General features: G+C 74.6%; 12 protein-coding genes, 1 tRNA gene and 1 pseudogene. 8 read left to right on the forward strand and 6 right to left on the reverse strand.

What is annotated here, in order from left to right; all coding sequences use genetic code 11:
• Positions 1-93: 93 nt before the first annotated feature.
• The 3 genes and pseudogenes from AB0J08_RS20045 to AB0J08_RS20055 form a co-directional block, all read left to right on the forward strand.
• Positions 94-1167: pseudogene (locus AB0J08_RS20045) on the forward strand (NDP-sugar synthase); the annotation flags it as partial.
• Between the two features lie 251 nt (positions 1168-1418).
• On the forward strand, positions 1419-2468 hold the full coding sequence (locus AB0J08_RS20050; protein ID WP_360635557.1) for a Yip1 family protein: 1050 nt from the start codon (positions 1419-1421) through the stop codon (positions 2466-2468).
• Positions 2469-2572: 104 nt separating this feature from the next.
• Complete coding sequence (locus tag AB0J08_RS20055; protein WP_360635560.1) at positions 2573-3463, forward strand: metal-dependent hydrolase; 891 nt, start codon at positions 2573-2575, stop codon at positions 3461-3463.
• Between the two features lie 85 nt (positions 3464-3548).
• Here AB0J08_RS20055 and dcd read toward each other — a convergent pair whose 3' ends face one another.
• Complete coding sequence (gene dcd, locus AB0J08_RS20060) at positions 3549-4124, reverse strand: dCTP deaminase (protein WP_360635563.1); 576 nt, start codon at positions 4122-4124, stop codon at positions 3549-3551.
• Positions 4125-4195: 71 nt separating this feature from the next.
• Complete coding sequence (locus AB0J08_RS20065) at positions 4196-4417, reverse strand: hypothetical protein (RefSeq protein ID WP_329488707.1); 222 nt, start codon at positions 4415-4417, stop codon at positions 4196-4198.
• 279 nt (positions 4418-4696) lie between these two features.
• Here AB0J08_RS20065 and AB0J08_RS20070 point away from each other — a divergent pair.
• Positions 4697-4767, forward strand: a tRNA-Gly gene (locus AB0J08_RS20070).
• Between the two features lie 125 nt (positions 4768-4892).
• Here the strand turns inward: AB0J08_RS20070 and AB0J08_RS20075 are convergent.
• Together AB0J08_RS20075 and AB0J08_RS20080 are read right to left on the reverse strand one after the other, a co-directional pair.
• Entirely contained in the window at positions 4893-5810 is a 918-nt protein-coding gene (locus AB0J08_RS20075) for a haloalkane dehalogenase (protein WP_360635566.1), read from the reverse strand.
• A gap of 51 nt (positions 5811-5861) precedes the next feature.
• Positions 5862-6686 (reverse strand): NAD(P)H-binding protein, encoded by an 825-nt coding sequence (locus AB0J08_RS20080; RefSeq protein ID WP_360635569.1) that lies wholly within the window; start codon positions 6684-6686, stop codon positions 5862-5864.
• 95 nt (positions 6687-6781) lie between these two features.
• On the opposite strand from AB0J08_RS20080, the gene AB0J08_RS20085 reads away from it, so the two are divergent.
• The gene (locus AB0J08_RS20085) at positions 6782-7393 is read left to right on the forward strand and encodes a TetR/AcrR family transcriptional regulator (RefSeq protein ID WP_360635572.1); all 612 of its coding nucleotides are present in this window, start codon (positions 6782-6784) and stop codon (positions 7391-7393) included.
• Between the two features lie 175 nt (positions 7394-7568).
• A complete protein-coding gene (locus AB0J08_RS20090) occupies positions 7569-9695 on the forward strand; it encodes a histidine kinase (RefSeq protein WP_360635574.1) in 2127 nt (708 codons plus the stop codon).
• A gap of 32 nt (positions 9696-9727) precedes the next feature.
• Here the strand turns inward: AB0J08_RS20090 and AB0J08_RS20095 are convergent, their stop codons facing one another.
• Positions 9728-10336, reverse strand: a complete 609-nt coding sequence (locus tag AB0J08_RS20095; RefSeq protein ID WP_360635577.1) for a response regulator transcription factor — start codon at positions 10334-10336, stop codon at positions 9728-9730.
• A gap of 85 nt (positions 10337-10421) precedes the next feature.
• Here AB0J08_RS20095 and AB0J08_RS20100 point away from each other — a divergent pair, with 85 nt between their 5' ends.
• Both AB0J08_RS20100 and AB0J08_RS20105 read left to right on the forward strand, forming a co-directional pair.
• Positions 10422-11156, forward strand: coding sequence for an ABC transporter ATP-binding protein (locus tag AB0J08_RS20100; protein WP_360635580.1), 735 nt, complete (start codon positions 10422-10424; stop codon positions 11154-11156).
• Positions 11153-13633, forward strand: coding sequence for an FtsX-like permease family protein (locus tag AB0J08_RS20105; protein WP_360635583.1), 2481 nt, complete (start codon positions 11153-11155; stop codon positions 13631-13633). Before AB0J08_RS20100 ends, AB0J08_RS20105 begins: the two co-directional genes overlap by 4 nt.
• A gap of 164 nt (positions 13634-13797) precedes the next feature.
• Here the strand turns inward: AB0J08_RS20105 and AB0J08_RS20110 are convergent, their stop codons facing one another.
• Positions 13798-14922 carry a nucleotide disphospho-sugar-binding domain-containing protein gene (locus tag AB0J08_RS20110; protein WP_360635586.1) on the reverse strand — a complete coding sequence of 375 codons (1125 nt, stop codon included), beginning with the start codon at positions 14920-14922 and terminating at the stop codon, positions 13798-13800.
• Between the last annotated feature and the right edge of the window lie 216 nt (positions 14923-15138).

The raw sequence follows: 15138 nt of genomic DNA on the forward strand, positions 1-15138 counted from the left end.
CCGTTCCGGCCCTCCGGGCGGGTGTCAGACCACTGACGGAGGTATCGGCCCGCCGGGCCGGGCCGCAGCGATCACAAGGGAACAGCGCAGACCATGACCGAGGCGATCATGCTGGTCGGTGGTAAGGGCACGCGACTGCGTCCGCTGACCACCCACACCCCCAAGCCCATGCTGCCCGTGGCGGGCGTCCCGTTCATCGCGCACCAGCTGGCCCGTGCGGCCGCGGCCGGGGTGACCCGCGTGGTGCTCGCCACCTCCTACCTGGCGGAGGTCTTCGAGGACCACTTCCAGGACGGGACCCCGTACGGCATCGAGCTGGTGTACCTGACCGAGCGGGAGCCGCTCGGCACCGGCGGCGCCATCCGCAACGCCGCCTCCGGGCTGACCTGCGGCCCCGACGAGCCGGTCCTGGTCTTCAACGGGGACATCCTCTCCGGCGTCGACATCGCCGCCCTGCGCGACGGCCACGTGGCCGCCGGGGCGGACGTCACCCTGCACCTCACCCGGGTCGAGGACCCGCGCGCCTTCGGGCTCGTCCCGACCGACGAGGCCGGTCGGGTGCTGGAGTTCCTGGAGAAGCCGGAGACGCCCGAGCAGATCGTCACCGACCAGATCAACGCCGGCTGCTACGTCTTCACCCGCTCGGTGATCGACCGCATCCCGGCCGGCCGGGAGGTCTCCGTCGAGCGCGAGACCTTCCCCGAGCTGCTGGCCACCGGCGCGCTGCTGCGCGGCGTGGTGGACACCTCGTACTGGCTGGACCTCGGCACGCCGGCGGCCTTCGTCCGGGGCTCGGCCGACCTGGTCCTCGGCAAGGTCGACTCCCCGGCCGTCCCCGGCCCCACCGGTGACGCCCTGCTGCTGCCCGGCGCGACCGTCCACCCCGGCGCCGTGCTGAGCGGCGGGACCGTGGTCTCCGAGGGCGCGGTGGTCGAGGCCGGCGCGATCGTCGAGGGCAGCGTGATCCTGCCCGGCGCGTCGATCGGCCCGGACACCCTGGTCAAGGACTCGATCGTGGGCGCGTACGCGACCGTCGGCGACCGCACGGCGCTGGACGGCGCGGTGATCGGCGACGGCGCGATCGTCGAGTCGGACAACGAGCTGCCGAACGGCATCCGGGTCGCCTGCGGCACGCTGCTGCCGGTCGGCGCGGTCCGCATCTCGGCCGGCCCGGGCGGCTGCCCGGCCGGTGCCACGGCGGCCGCGGCGGTGCACGCGCCGGCCGTGACCGCGCAGCGGTAGCGAGCGCGCAGCGGTGGTGACGCCGGGGCGCCGCGGCGCCCCGGCGGCCGGCGGGGACGCCCGGGCCGGCGGCGGCCGGGGCGGCCGGGGCGCCCTGTCGTCACAGGCTCGCTGCAAACCGGCCCCGGCTCGGTGCCCGACCGACGCGGAGTCGGCCGGACGGGTACCTTCGGAGCGTGGCTGGTAATCGATACGACAGCGGTCAGGGCGCCGACCCCCGCGGCGGGTGGTCGGCTCCTCCCCCCTCGGCGGGGGCGCCCGGGGGGTACGGGCAGCAGGACGGTCCGGAGTACTTCACGGCTCCGCACCGGGGGACGGCTCCGCACCAGGGGGCGCCGGGCGGCGCTCCCGCCGGTGGTCACGGTGGCGCCCCCGCGGGCGGTCCCGGCGCTCCCGGGGGTCCCGGCGGGTACGACCCGTACGCCGCCGACCAGCCCGGCCACACCCGCGCCTTCCCGACCGGCACCGACCCGTACGCGGGCGAGCCGTACCCGCAGCAGGGGTACCCGGCGGAGTACGGGCAGCAGCCGTACCCGCAGGGCGGCTACGACCAGGGCTACCAGCAGGGCTACGGCCAGGGTTACGGCTACGGCCAGGAGCCGGGCTACGGGCAGGACGGCCACCACGAGGACAACGTCGCGGTGTACCGCGCCGGCGGCCAGGCCGCCCCGCACGCCACCGGCCCGCGCCCGCACTGGCGCGAGCTGCTGACCGGGATCTTCCGCAGCCCGACCGCGACCTTCGACCGCGTCCGCGACCACCAGGTCTGGCTGCCCGCGCTGACCGTCTCGCTGCTCTACGGCGCGCTGGCCGTGCTCGGCATCGGCCTGACCCGCGACGACGTGGTCAACTCGACCTTCACCAGCGCGCTCACCGCCATGGTCGTCGCCGCGATCGGCTTCACCCTGGCCGGCGCCACCCTCGGCGCGGTGACGTACGCGCTGGCCCGCCAGTTCGGCGGGGACGGCCCGTGGAAGTCGACGGTCGGCCTGGCGGTGCTGATCGGCTGGACGACGGACGCGCCCCGGCTGCTGCTGGCGCTGGTGCTGCCGTCCGACAACATCGTCGTCCAGGTCGTCGGCTGGGCCACCTGGCTGCTCTGCGCCGTGCTGCTGACCACGATGGTCCGCCGGGTGCACGACCTGCCGTGGGGCAAGGCCGCCGGCGCCGCCGCGCTCCAGCTCCTGGCGCTGCTGGTGCTGATCAAGCTGCCCACCCTGGGCTGAGCGAACCGAGGGCCGCCCGTCGGCGGCCCGGGGGAGAATGGTCGACGGGCCCCGCCTGCGGGGCCCGTTCCGCTTCCACCACCCTCACGCGCACGGAGCCAGGCATGACCCTCCCCACCACCCACGTCAGCTTCCCGGCCGGGGCGGTGACCGGCGAGTCCCCGGTGCTCGCGGTGCACCCGCTGGACGGCGGCCGCTACGCGGTCGTCACCGAGGCGACGCCGTTCCACCCGCTCGACCACACCTGGCCCGACCAGCCGGCCGACCTCGGCACCCTCACCGTGGACGGCACCGAACTGGCCGTCGTCGACTGCCTGACCGGAGCGGTGGGCCCGGACGGGGGCGCGCCGCTGGTCGGCGCCGACATCCCGGTCCGCCGCGGCGACGAGGAGTGGTCCTGGCTGGTCCTGCACGTGGTCGAGGGGGACCCGGGCGACCTCGCCGGCAAGGCCGCGACCCTCGCCGTCGACGCCGGCCGGCGCGCCGCGCTGTGCGCCTCGCACAGCGGCTGCCACCTGCTCGCCCTCGCCCTGAACGCGGCCCTCGCCCCGCGCTGGCGCAAGGACCCGGGCCGCTCGGACGCCTTCGGCAACCCCGACTTCGACAGCCTCGCGATGGCCACCTCCGTGATGGACACCGAGGCGAGCACCGACACCTACCGGCTCGGCAAGTCGCTCCGCAAGAAGGGCTTCACCGCCGAGGCCACCGAGGACCTCCCGGCCCTCGCCGACGCCCTGCCCGCCCTCACCGAGGCGGTCAACCGGCAGCTGGCCGCCTGGGTCGCCGCCGACGCCCCGGTCCGCATCGACGTCCCCGGTCCCGAGCTCACCGCCCGCCGCCAGTGGCACTGCGAGCTGCCCGAGGGCCCCGCGCGGATCTCCTGCGGTGGCACCCACCTGCACCACCTGGGCGAGCTGGCCGGGCTCCGCACCGAGCTGCGGCTCTCCGAGGACGGCAGCGAACTCGTCGCCGTCACCCGCCCCGAGCGCGCCTGAGCACCGCTGACAACGCCGCGGGCGGCCACCCCCTCGTCCAGGGGTGGCCGCCCGCCGTGCGTGCCGCGTGCTGCGTCTTCTCTGCTCAGACCTCGGTGCGGTGGAAGTTCAGGAACGAACGGGACGGCGTCGGGCCGCGCTGGCCCTGGTAGCGCGAGCCGTACCGCGCCGAGCCGTACGGGTGCTCGGACGGCGAGGAGAGCCGGAACAGGCAGAGCTGCCCGATCTTCATCCCCGGGTAGAGCTTGATCGGCAGCGTCGCGACGTTCGACAGCTCCAGCGTGACGTGACCGCTGAAGCCGGGGTCGATGAAGCCGGCCGTGGAGTGCGTCAGCAGGCCGAGCCGGCCCAGGCTGGACTTGCCCTCCAGCCGCGAGGCGACGTCGTCCGGCAGCGTGATGACCTCGTAGGTCGACGCCAGCACGAACTCGCCCGGGTGCAGGATGAACGCGTCGTCGCCCTCCGGCTCGACCAGCCGGGTCAGGTCCGGCTGCTCCTCGGAGGGGTCGATGTGCGGATACCGGTGGTTCTCGAACACCCGGAAGAAGCGGTCAAGTCGCACATCGATACTGGAAGGCTGGATCATCGCAGGGTCGAACGGGTCGATCATGACCCGGCCCTTGTCGATCTCGGCCCGAATGTCCTTGTCAGAGAGCAGCACGCTCCGAGGTTACGTGCACGACGGGGCCCCGGACGAATCGCCCGGGGCCCGTTCCTTCCTCGTGCCGGTCGTCAGGCCAGGAACTCCGCGGCCTCCAGCCGCATCGCCCGGGCCAGTTGCGGCGCGGACAGCTCCCGTACGTCGGCCAGCACCGAACTGCGCATCCGTCCGCACTGCGGACAGCGGATCAGCCGCCCGGGCCCCAACCGGCCCGGCCCGAGGTTCTGCATCGGGAACGTGGTGGTGCTGAACAGGTGCCCCTCGGCACAACGAACGACGGCGCGCTGCTCCATCGGTCCCCTTCCCATCCTTACCCCGGTACTCACCCGTACTCATCGCACCCCGAACGGCGGAGCCCTCGGGACAGCGTCACATTAGGGGATGTTCCGGACATTCCACAGCATGGCTCGCCGCCCCGAAACCCACCCGCCGGAGCACTCTCACGCGGCCCACACAGTACGCCTCCACCCCCGCCCCGGGCGGCTCCGCCACGACCCCGGGCCACCTGTGCAACGGGCGTCACGAATGGGGTACAGTGAGGGCAGATCGAGCGGTCTCTGACGGCTCATCAGGCGGGCGTAGTTTAATGGTAGAACATGAGCTTCCCAAGCTTATAGCGCGAGTTCGATTCTCGTCGCCCGCTCAGAGAGAAAGCCCCAGGTCAACGGCCTGGGGCTTTCTTGTTGTCTGGGCCGATGGTGAGCTGATCGCCCAGGGGCCGGGCCTGAGCGGGCTCCGGTGGACGGTTGCCGCTCCTCCCAGTGGGCGTCAATGTCCTTGTGACTGCGGCAGATCGACAGGCGGGATCGGTGGGCGGGTGCTACGGCGGCGAAGGGCGAAGCGGTCGGCCCAGGCCGAGACGGCCGTGGCGATGAGGAGCGGCTGGTCCTCCGGGGTGTGGTGGCCGGCGACGGCCGGTGAGTGCTCGATCTCCAGGGCGGCGATGTTCGCCGCGCACCACGCGATGATGTCCTCGTGCATCATCGCCCCCGGTCCGGGGTCGAAGGTGAGCAGCAGTTTGGGTACCTGCGGGCTGGTCGCCAGCCACCGGTCGTAGGCCTCGATCCTGGCCACCACCTCGGCGGGCTCGCCGCCCAGCGGCATCGAGCGCGGCCACTGCAGCAGCGGCTGCCGGCTCTCCCGGGTCGGGTACGGCGCGCGGTAGACGTCGAGGACGCGTTCGGTGAGCGCCGTGGCGCTGGTGCCGGGCAGGCCCTGCTCGATGAAGGCGTTGTCGTCGAGGATCATCGACTCGCCCACGCCGTCGGTCTTGATCGCCCGGAACAGCTCCCGCCCGCCCTCGGGGAACTCCTCCCAGCTCATCGGCTTCACGATGGTCTCGGTGAAGGCGATGCCGCGCACCCGGGCCGGGTGGCGCGCGGCCCAGTCGAAGGCGAGGGCGCCACCCCAGTCGTGCCCGACCAGGATCACGTCCCGCAGGTCGAGCGCGTCGAACCAGGCGTCCAGGTAGCGGGCGTGGTCGGCGAAGGTGTAGTCGATCGCGGGTTTGCCCGACTCGCCCATGCCGATGAGGTCGGGGGCCAGCAGCCGCCCGGCGCCGACGGCCGGCGTGACCTCGCGCCACAGGTAGGACGAGGTCGGGTTGCCGTGCAGGAAGACGATCGGCACGCCGGCGCCGGACTCCCGGTGGTGCATGGTCGAGTCGAGGACGTGTCGAACGGGCATGTCCGTCCCTCTGTCTTGGGTCGAGCCGGGTGGGGTGATCGGCCGCCGTACTCAGCGGAAGGCCGGGGCGTTGCGTTCGGCCCAGCTGTCGAAGCCGGCCGGCGCCCGGCCCAGGACGCGCTCGACGTCGGGGCTCACCTGCTGCTCGTCCTCGGTCGGCCCGCCCAGGATGGCCAGGGTGCCCTCGACGACGGGCAGCGGCATGAACCGCGCCATCTGCTCGTACGCCTGCGCGCGGGTCTGCTCGGTGAAGTGCACGGGCTCACCCAGCGCCGCCGCGATCGCCGCCGCGCGCTCGCGCGGGGTGGTCGCGGCGGGCCCGGTCAGGGTGTACGTGGCGCCCAAGTGGGCGTGCTGGTCCCGCAGGACGGCGGCGGCGACCGCGGCCACGTCCTCGGGGTCGACGAAGGGCAGGCCGACGTCGGCGAACGGCGCTTCGGCGGCCCGCCGGGTGCGGATCGACTCGGCCCAGGCGAAGGTGTTGGTCGTCATCCCGCCCGAGCGCAGGACGGTCCAGTCGAGCCCGGACGTCCGCACGGCCGCCTCGAACAGGGCCGGGTGCCGGTACGCCTGCGGTCGGGTCCCCGCGCCCTGCGAGGAGAGCAGCACCACCTGGCTGACACCGGCGGCCCGCGCTGCCGCCAGGACGCCGTCCGGGTCCTCGCCGGCCACCAGCAGGAACAGTGCCCGCGCGCCGTCGAAGGCGTCCCGCAGTCCGGTCGGCTCGGCCAGGTCGGCGGCCACCGCCCGCACCCCCGGCGGCACGTCGGCGTCGGTGATGTGCCGCGCCACGGCCGTCACCGGAAGCTGCGCCTCGGTGAGCATGCGCACCAGCGCCCGCCCGACATTCCCGGTCGCACCCGTCACAACGATCACGTCGATCTCCTCGGCTGTCTGAGTTAGTTGACTGACTTACTCCGTCGAGAGTGACGCTAGCACGGCGGGGCGGTGGGCTGTCTATAGTCAGTGGGGTGACTGACTCACTGGATTCCCGGCCGCCTCGCGCGGCAGCCGCCGGCAAGCGGCAGCGCCTGACGGCCGCCACCGCCCGGGTCCTGCACGAGCAGGGCGTGGAGCGCACGACCATCGCCGACATCGCCCGCGCCGCCGACGTCCCGGCGGGCAACGTGTACTACTACTTCAAGACCAAGGACGAACTGGTCGAAGCCGCGCTCGCCGAGCACTCCGGATACCTGGCGGCCCTGACCCACCGGCTCGACCAACTCCCCGACCCGCGCGAACGCCTCAAGAGCCTGGTCGCCACGTGGGTCGGTCAGCGCGACACCGTGGCCCGCTACGGCTGCCCCACCGGCACCCTGGCCGTCGAGCTCGACAAGCGGGCCGAGGGCGGGCTCGACCTGGCGGCCGGGCAGGTCATCCGTCAGCTGCTGGACTGGGTGGAGCAGCAGTACCGCGGGCTGGGCGTGGCCGACCCCGAGGGGCACGCGCTGGCACTCGTCGGCGCCTACCAGGGCATGTCGCTGCTCGCCAACGCGCTGCGCGACCCGGAGATCATGACCCGCGAGGGAGCCCGGCTCGCGCGCGAGCTCGACAGCCTCTCCCCACCGCCGGCGCAGCGGTAGGAGCGGTCGGCGGCGGTCGCCAGTGGCCGGCGCGGGTCCGGTTCCCGCCGCCCGCGCCGGGCCGGAGAACGCCGTCCGCCGGGCTGATTCCCCGCCCGGGGCCGGCGGCCCCGGGCCGTGGTGGCCGGGCCCGAAGGGCGTTCCTCCTTGATCGTCCTCCGCGTACCATGCCCGGGTGGAGGGGGCACCGGGCAAGGACGTCGCGTCGCGGCTGTCGCACGCGTTGGTCGTCGCGGCCGCCGTCGCCGTGGTCTCGGTGCACCTGCTGAAGGGGCTGGCGCGCGTCCCGGCGGAGCCGGGGGCCGGCCTTGCGGTCGTGGCAGCCTGCCTCGCACTGGTGGTGGTGCAGCTTCGCCACAGCACGCCGGCGCTGCGGCGACTCGCCCCGGTGGTGCCACCGGTGGCCTGGACGGCGGTCGAACTGGCCGTCGGCGGTCTCGCGGTCGTGCCGCTCGGGGTCTCGATCGGTCTGCTCTGCCTCCCGGCCGCCTCGCTGCTGCTCGAACGCCGGTGGATCCCGCTGCTGTTGTTCGGCGGCTCCGCGGCGCTGATCGAGCTGACGCGGTCGGGCAGCGTGCGGGACACCGTCGACATGACGCTCATCGTGGCGATCGGCGGCATCATGCTGTACGCCGTCACCACGCTGGCGCTGTTCGCGACGCGGGCGCACGCCGCGCGGCTCACGCTGGCGGCCTCCGCCGTGACCGCCGAACGGCTGCGGATCGCGGCCGGCCTGGAGACCGACCTCTCCGAGGGGCTGGCGGAGGTCCGCGGCCTGGCACTGCGGGGCGACCCGACGGTCCTGGACGACCTCCTCGCCGCGGCCCGCCGGACCCTGGCGGCGACCCGGGCCACGGCGGCCGAGTTGCGCAGCCTCTCGCTGGCTCCCGAGGCGGCCAGTGCCAGGGCCCTGCTGACGTCCGCGGGCATCGCCGCCGACCTCCGGATCGGGCACTCGGAGCCGCTCGGACCGGCCGGGACGGTCCTGGCGACGGTGCTGCGCGAGGCCGTCACCGCGGTGGTGCGGGTCGGTGACGCGCGGCGGTGCGAGATCGTCACCGGCGAGCGGACCGGGCAGGTGGTGCTGCGGGTGGTCAGCGACGGTGTGCCGACGGCCGCGCTCGGCGCCGACGTCCTCGACGGCCTCGCCGACCGGGTCCACGCGGTCGGCGGGCGGCTGACGGCCGGTCTGGAACCGGACGGCCGGTTCGCCGTCGAGGCGGCGGTGGCGGCCACCCCCGCGCCGGCGGCGGCCGCCGATCCGCCCGAGCTGCGGACCGTGCTCGGCCTGTACTTCCTCGTCCTGGGCACCTTCTGCGTCAAGGCCGTGCTGCTCGTGCCGGTGCCCCTGCTCGGCCTCGGCGTGCCGGCCCTCCTGGTCTTCTGCGGGCTCCAGATCCGCTTCGCGACCCAGGAGTCGCCGCGCCACGCCCGCCTCGTCCTGCTCGCCTCGGCGGCTGTCGCCCTCGTGCCGCTGCCCTGGTTCGGGCGGAACTGGATCGGCGCGGTCGGCATCCTCGCCGGCGCGCTGCTGATCGCCCTGCCGTCGCGGACCGGCCTGGCGCTCGCCGCCGCGGCGGCGGTGGCCGGCGGCGTGATCACCGGCGGCGGCGCGGCACCCGCGCTGCTCGCCGCGGTCGACGTCCTGATCACCTGCGTGGTCGTCCACGGGGTGCTGCGCCTGGTCCGCCTGGTGCGGGAGCTGCAACGGGCGGGGGCGGGCCTGGCCCGTGCCGCGGTGGTGACCGAGCGTCTGCGCGCCGCCCGCGACCTGCACGACCTGCTCGGCCACGGACTGACCGCGATCCTGCTCAAGGCCGAACTCGCCCGGCGCCTGGCGGCCACCGACCCCGGCCGCGGCCGGGCCGAGCTACGGGACATCGTGCGGCTGGCCGAGCGCGGGGAGGGTGAGCTTCGGACGGTGGTCGGCGGCGGCCCCCGGCTGTTGTTCGAGGCTGAACTGGCTTCGGCAAAGGCGGTGTTGGAGACGGCCGCGATCAAGGTCGAGGTCGACGACGTACCGGTGCCGGCGGCGGCGGGGGCCGTGCTGAGCGTGGTGCTCCGGGAGGCCGTCACCAACATCCTGCGGCACAGCCGCGCCCGCCATGCGCGCATCGCCACCTCGGCGGGTGAGGACTGGGTGCGGCTGGAGGTGGAGAACGACGGGGTGCCGGACGGGGTCCGCTCGCCCGGCTCCGGGATCGGCGGCCTGGCCGTCCGGCTCACCGCCATCGGCGGGACCGTGACGGCCGGCCCGGACGACGGCTGGTACCTGCTGCGGGCCGAGGTGCCGGCGGGCTGAGGCCCCGCGGGCCACCGGAGCACCGCCGGTGGCTACAGCCAGCCCGCCTCGCGCGCGATGCGCACCGCGTCCGTCCGGTTCCGGGCGTTGAGCTTGCCGACGACCGCGGTCAGCACGTTGCGGACGGTCCCCGTCGACAGGTGCAGCCGCGCCGCGATCTCCGGCGGCTCGGCGCCTTCGGCCAGCTCCCGCAGCACGCCGTTCTCACGCGGCGTCAGCGGGTTGTCCGCGAGGTCCCAGGCCGCGACGGCGAGCCCCCGGTCCAGTACCCGGCCACCGCCGGCCACCTGCCGAATCGCCGCCACCAGCTCCTCGGGCGGCGCGGTCTTCAGCAGGAAGCCGTCGACCTTCGCCTCCAGGGCCCGGCGGAGCAGCCCGGGCCGTCCGTTCGAAGTGAGCATCAGGGTCCGGCAGTTCGGCAGCTTCTCCTTCAGCGCCGCGGCCGCCTGGAGGCCGTCGGTACGCCCGGGCATCTCGATGTCGAGCACCGCCACGTCGGGTACGGCGACCATGGCGCGCGGCACCACGTCGTCGGCCGAGCCGGCCTGGGCGACGACCTCCAGGTCGGGCTCCAGCTCCAGCAGCGCCACCAGCGCGCTGCGCACCACGTGTTGGTCCTCCGCCAGCAGGAGTCTGATCATGCGACGACCCTACCCGTGACGATGTCACGGTTGGCTCGTGATCCGTTCCCTGTCCCGGGAGTTCGCGGCTCGGCAGGCTGAAAGCATGAGCGAAGCGATCAGTTTGGAAGCCGTGAGCAAGGTCTACGGCAAGGGGCGGGGCGCCGTCGCCGCACTGCGCGAGGTGACGGTGCGGCTGCCCAAGGGCGGCTTCACCGCGGTGATGGGCCCGTCCGGTTCGGGCAAGAGCACCTTCCTGCACTGCGCGGCCGGGCTGGACCGCCCGACCTCCGGGACCGTCCGCCTGGGGGACACCGACCTGTCGCGGCTCAGTGAGACCAAGCTGACCGAACTGCGCCGGGAGCGTGCGGGGTTCGTGTTCCAGTCCTTCAACCTCATCCCGTCGCTGACCGTCGAGCGGAACATCCTGCTGCCGCTGCGCCTGGCGGGCCGCCGGGCCGACAGCGCGCGGCTGGCCGAACTCGTCGGGCGGGTGGGGCTGCAGGAGCGGACCGGACACCGCCCGGGGCAGCTGTCCGGCGGCCAACAGCAGCGCGTCGCCATCGCCCGGGCCCTGATCTCGGACCCGGAGGTGCTCTTCGCCGACGAGCCGACCGGCGCGCTGGACACCATGACCGCCCGCGAGGTCCTGACCCTGCTCCGGCAGACCGTCGACGAGTTCGGCCAGACCGTCGTCATGGTCACCCACGACCCGGTCGCCGCGTCCTACGCCGACGACGTGCTGTTCCTGGCCGACGGCCGGGTCGCCGACACGATGTCCGCGCCGACCGCCGCCAAGGTCGCCGACCGCATGATCCGCCTGGGAGCGTGGAACCGATGATGCTCAGCTTCGCCTTCGCCACCCTCCGGTACCGCAAGGCCGGCTTCGCCGGTGCCTTCGTCGCCCTGTTCTGCGCCGCCGCGCTGGTCTGCGGCTGCGGGACGCTGCTGGCCACGGGACTGCTCGGCGGCGTCCAGCCCGAGCGGTACGCGGCCGCGCCGATCGTGGTCGCCGGGGACCAGTACGTCCACCACGTCGAGAACAAGGGCAAGGGCAAGGTCAAGGAGAAGGCCAAGCCGATCGCCGACCACGCCTGGGTCCCGGCCGCACTCGCCGAGCGCATCGAGGCGCTGCCATCGGTGCGGGCCGTCAGCACCGAGGTGACCTTCCCGGTGCTGCTGCCCGGTGGCCCCACGAGCGAGTCCTGGGGCCACGGATGGGAGTCCGCGCCGCTGGCCGGCGTGACGCTGGCCTCCGGGAGCGCGCCGTCGGCCGCCGACGAGGTCGTGCTGGACGCGGCCACGGCCGCCCGGGCCCACCTGTCCGTCGGCTCCACCGCGCAGGCCCGCACCGCCACGGGGACGCTGACCGTCCGCGTCGTCGGCGTCACCGCCCAGGGCTTCGCCGGCCAGACCGCGGTGTTCTTCGCCCCCGAGCGGGCCCGGCAGCTCGCCGGCCACGACGGCCTGTTCAGCGCGATCGGCGTGTTCCCGGCCGCGCCCTCGGCCGCCGCCGATGTCGAGGCCCTGCTCCGGAGCGCCCCGGCCACCCCGACGACCCCCGCCGCCGTCGTCCGTACCGGCGACGACCGCGGACCGGTGGAGTTCCCCGACGCCGCCAACGCCCAGGTGCGGCTGGTCAGCATGGGCGCCGTCCTGGCCGGCACCTCCCTGCTCGTCGCCCTGCTGGTCGTCGTCGGCACCTTCGGCCTGTCGATCCAGCAGCGCCAGCGCGAGATCGCGGTGCTGCGCGCCGTCGCCGCGACCGGCCGGCAGGTGCGGAAGATGATCGGCGGCGAGGCGCTCGCCGTGGGCCTGGCCGCCGGAGTCCTCGGCGCCGCCGCAGGCCTGCCGCTGGGCGGCTGGCTCCGCGACCGGTTCGTCGCGCTGGACGTGATCCCGGCGAACCTCCCCGTCGTCCTCTCCCCGTTCCCCGTGATCGCCGCCGCCGGCGCCACCCTGCTGGCCGGCTGGGGCGCCGCCCGGATCTCGGCGCGGCGGGCCACCGCCATCAAGCCGGTGGAGGCCCTCGGCGAGGCGGAGCTCAAGCCACCGCGTCTGGGCTGGGCCCGGATCGCCCTCGGCGTCCTCGCCACCGTCGGCGCCGTCGTCCTCACCGCCCTGCTCACCGTGCTGCACTCGGACCAGGCCTCCACCCCGGTCTGCTTCATCGCCGTCCTGCTGTGGTGCACGGCGCTGTCCCTGCTCGGTCCGCCGGTCGTCCGGGCCGGTGTCGCGGTGCTGGGCCTGCCGCTGCGGGCGTCCCGGGTCGGCGGCTACCTCGCCGCCCACAACCTGCGGGCCGCGGTGCACCGGCTGGCCTCGGTCGTCACCCCGCTGACCCTGCTGGTCGCGATGGCCTGCACCATCCTCTTCACCCAGACCACCGTCGACCACGCCTCGGGTGCGCAGCGCGACCTCGGGAGCGTCGCCGACTTCGTGGTCGGGCCGGGGGTGCCCTCCGCCGCCGCCGCGTCGGTCGCCGCCGTCCCCGGCGTGCGGACCGTGACCCGGGTGCTGCACACCCAGGTCCGCGACGGCCTGACCAGGCGCGGCGTGCAGGCGGTCACGCCCGAGCGGCTGACCGACACCCTCGACCTGGGCGTGACCGCGGGCGACATCACCGCGCTGGCGGACGGTACGGCGGCGGCCGCGGACGGGCTGGGCTACCGGCTCGGCCAGCGGATCCGGCTCACCCTCGCCGACGGCACTCCGGCCGAGGTCACCGTCGTCGCCCTGTACGCCCGCGGCCTGGGCTTCGGTGACCTGACCCTCGCGCACGACCTGGTCGCGGCGCACGTCGACGTCCCCCTCGACGACCATCTGCTCGTCCGGGGCGAGGGTGTCACCCGGCAGGCGCTGGCCGCCGCGCTGCGGGCCGAGCCGGGCATCGGCGTCCTGGACCGTGCCGCCGCGCAGTCCGCGGGCAACCGGACGAGCGCCCAGATCGGTTACGTCACCCTCGGCCTGATCATCGCCTTCGTCGCCATCGCCGTCCTCAACACCCTGGCGATGAGCATCACCGACCGCCGCCAGGAGTTCACCGCCCTGCGGCTGATCGGCACCACCCGCCGCCAGGTCCGCCGGATGCTCGGCTGGGAGACCGCGACCTCCGTCGCGATCGCCACGGTCCTCGGCCTCGGCATCGCGTTCGCGGTGCTCAGCACCTATGCCCAGGGCATCACCCGGGGCACCGCCTCGGTCGCCGTGCCGATCGGCCAGCTCGCGCTCGTCCTCGCCGGCGGTGCCGCGCTCGCCGCCGTGGGCACCTGGCTGCCGGCCCGCGCCGCGCTGCGCAGCCGGGAGCGGGCGGCCTGAGCGGACGAGCCGAACGGGTGGCCTGAACGGGCGGCCTGAGTGGGCGGTCTGAGTGGGCGAGCCGAACGGGCGCCCGGCACGCGAAAGCCGCAGGTCATCCGACCTGCGGCTTCGGTGTTCCCAGGGTCGGCCCGGGGAAACGGATCGGCGTGGGCCGGCGCGGGTCAGCGCGGGCCGGTGGCGAGGGCCTCGATGGCCGGGACGAGGGCGGCGGGGGTGGGGAGGGCCTCGTTGTCGGCCCGCAGGCGGGCTGCCGCGTCGCGGAGCGCCGGGTCGGTGACGAGGCGGGTGAGCAGCGGGGTGTCCACGTCGTCGGAGGCCGAGCGGAGGGCGGCGCCGGTGGCGGTGAGGATGTCGGCGACGGCGAAGTTGTCGGCGCCCTGGGGGAGGAGGAGCTGGGGCAGGCCGGCCTGCAGGGCGGTGAGCGTGCTGCCGGAGCCACCGTGGTGGATCGCCGCGTCGCAGACCCGCAGCAGCTCCGCCAGCGGGACCCACGGCAGCGGCCGGACGTTGGCCGGGAGGGTGCCGAGCTGGGTGAGGTCGGCGCCGCCGACGGCGAGCAGGAACTCGGCGTCGACCGAGGCGGCCGACTCGATCAGGCGGGTGATCGCGTGGACGCCGTCCATGTCGGCGACCACGGTGCCCAGGGTGACGGCGACCCGCGGCCGGGTGCCCCGGCGCAGCAGGTCGCCGGGGACGACGCCGCCGCCGTTGTAGGGGAGGTAGCGCATCCGCAGGCCGCCCCCGTCGCCGCCGAGCGAGGCCGGGACGATGTCCAGCGGGGTGGTGTCGGCCGGGCCGGCCACGCCGTGCGCCTCGTAGACGTCGGTGAAGTGGGTGGCCAGCCGGGCGGTCAGGTCGAGGCCGGAGGTGAAGCCGAAGTTCTGGAGCGCCGCCGGGATCTTGAGCTTGGCGGCGACCAGCTGGGCGGAGGCCAGGCAGGAGTCGTGGATCAGCAGGTCGGGCTCCCACGCGTCGGCGACGGCGAGCAGGTCGTCCACGGTGGGGCGGGAGGCGTGGGCGAAGGCGAGGGCGGCCAGGTCGAGGATCTCGTCCTGGTCCAGGTCCGGCCTGGAGTACCGCGTGTCGCCGGTGGCCTCCGCGAACGCCTCCCGCAGTGGCCGGCCGTCGCCGATCTCGGTGATCGGGAAGCCGGCCGCCCGGAGCTGGTCCATGGGCTTCGGGCTGGCGAACAGGATCTCGTGCCCGGCGGCACGCAGGGCCTGCGCGGTCGGCACCATCGGGAACAGGTGGCTGGGCGCGGCCGGGCCGGTGAAGAGTATGCGCACGATCGTCTCCTGGTCGTTCTTCGAGCGGTTCGGGAGTGGCTGGTGCGGGCGGGGCCCGCCTTCTCCGTGAACTGACGACCGGTCAATTCCTGTTCCCGGCGGGATCGATAATCGGACGTTCTGTCGCGGGTCTTGTGGACGCGGGAGGAATGTGCTCCGGCCTCCGTCCCGGCGGCGGTGCGGATCGGACGCCGGGGCGGTGGTGGCGGCCGGGGT

It is taken from the genome of Kitasatospora sp. NPDC050463 (assembly GCF_040655255.1).
Lineage (GTDB): Bacteria > Actinomycetota > Actinomycetes > Streptomycetales > Streptomycetaceae > Kitasatospora.

Bases quoted from the DNA above. Each gene is read 5' to 3' on its own strand.
- AB0J08_RS20105 (WP_360635583.1), top strand. From the start codon at position 11,153: ATGATGCTCAGCTTCGCCTTCGCCACCCTCCGGTACCGCAAGGCCGGC.
- AB0J08_RS20075 (WP_360635566.1), bottom strand. From the start codon at position 5,810: ATGCCCGTTCGACACGTCCTCGACTCGACCATGCACCACCGGGAGTCC.
- AB0J08_RS20055 (WP_360635560.1), top strand. From the start codon at position 2,573: ATGACCCTCCCCACCACCCACGTCAGCTTCCCGGCCGGGGCGGTGACC.
- AB0J08_RS20095 (WP_360635577.1), bottom strand. From the start codon at position 10,336: ATGATCAGACTCCTGCTGGCGGAGGACCAACACGTGGTGCGCAGCGCG.
- AB0J08_RS20065 (WP_329488707.1), bottom strand. From the start codon at position 4,417: ATGGAGCAGCGCGCCGTCGTTCGTTGTGCCGAGGGGCACCTGTTCAGC.
- AB0J08_RS20100 (WP_360635580.1), top strand. From the start codon at position 10,422: ATGAGCGAAGCGATCAGTTTGGAAGCCGTGAGCAAGGTCTACGGCAAG.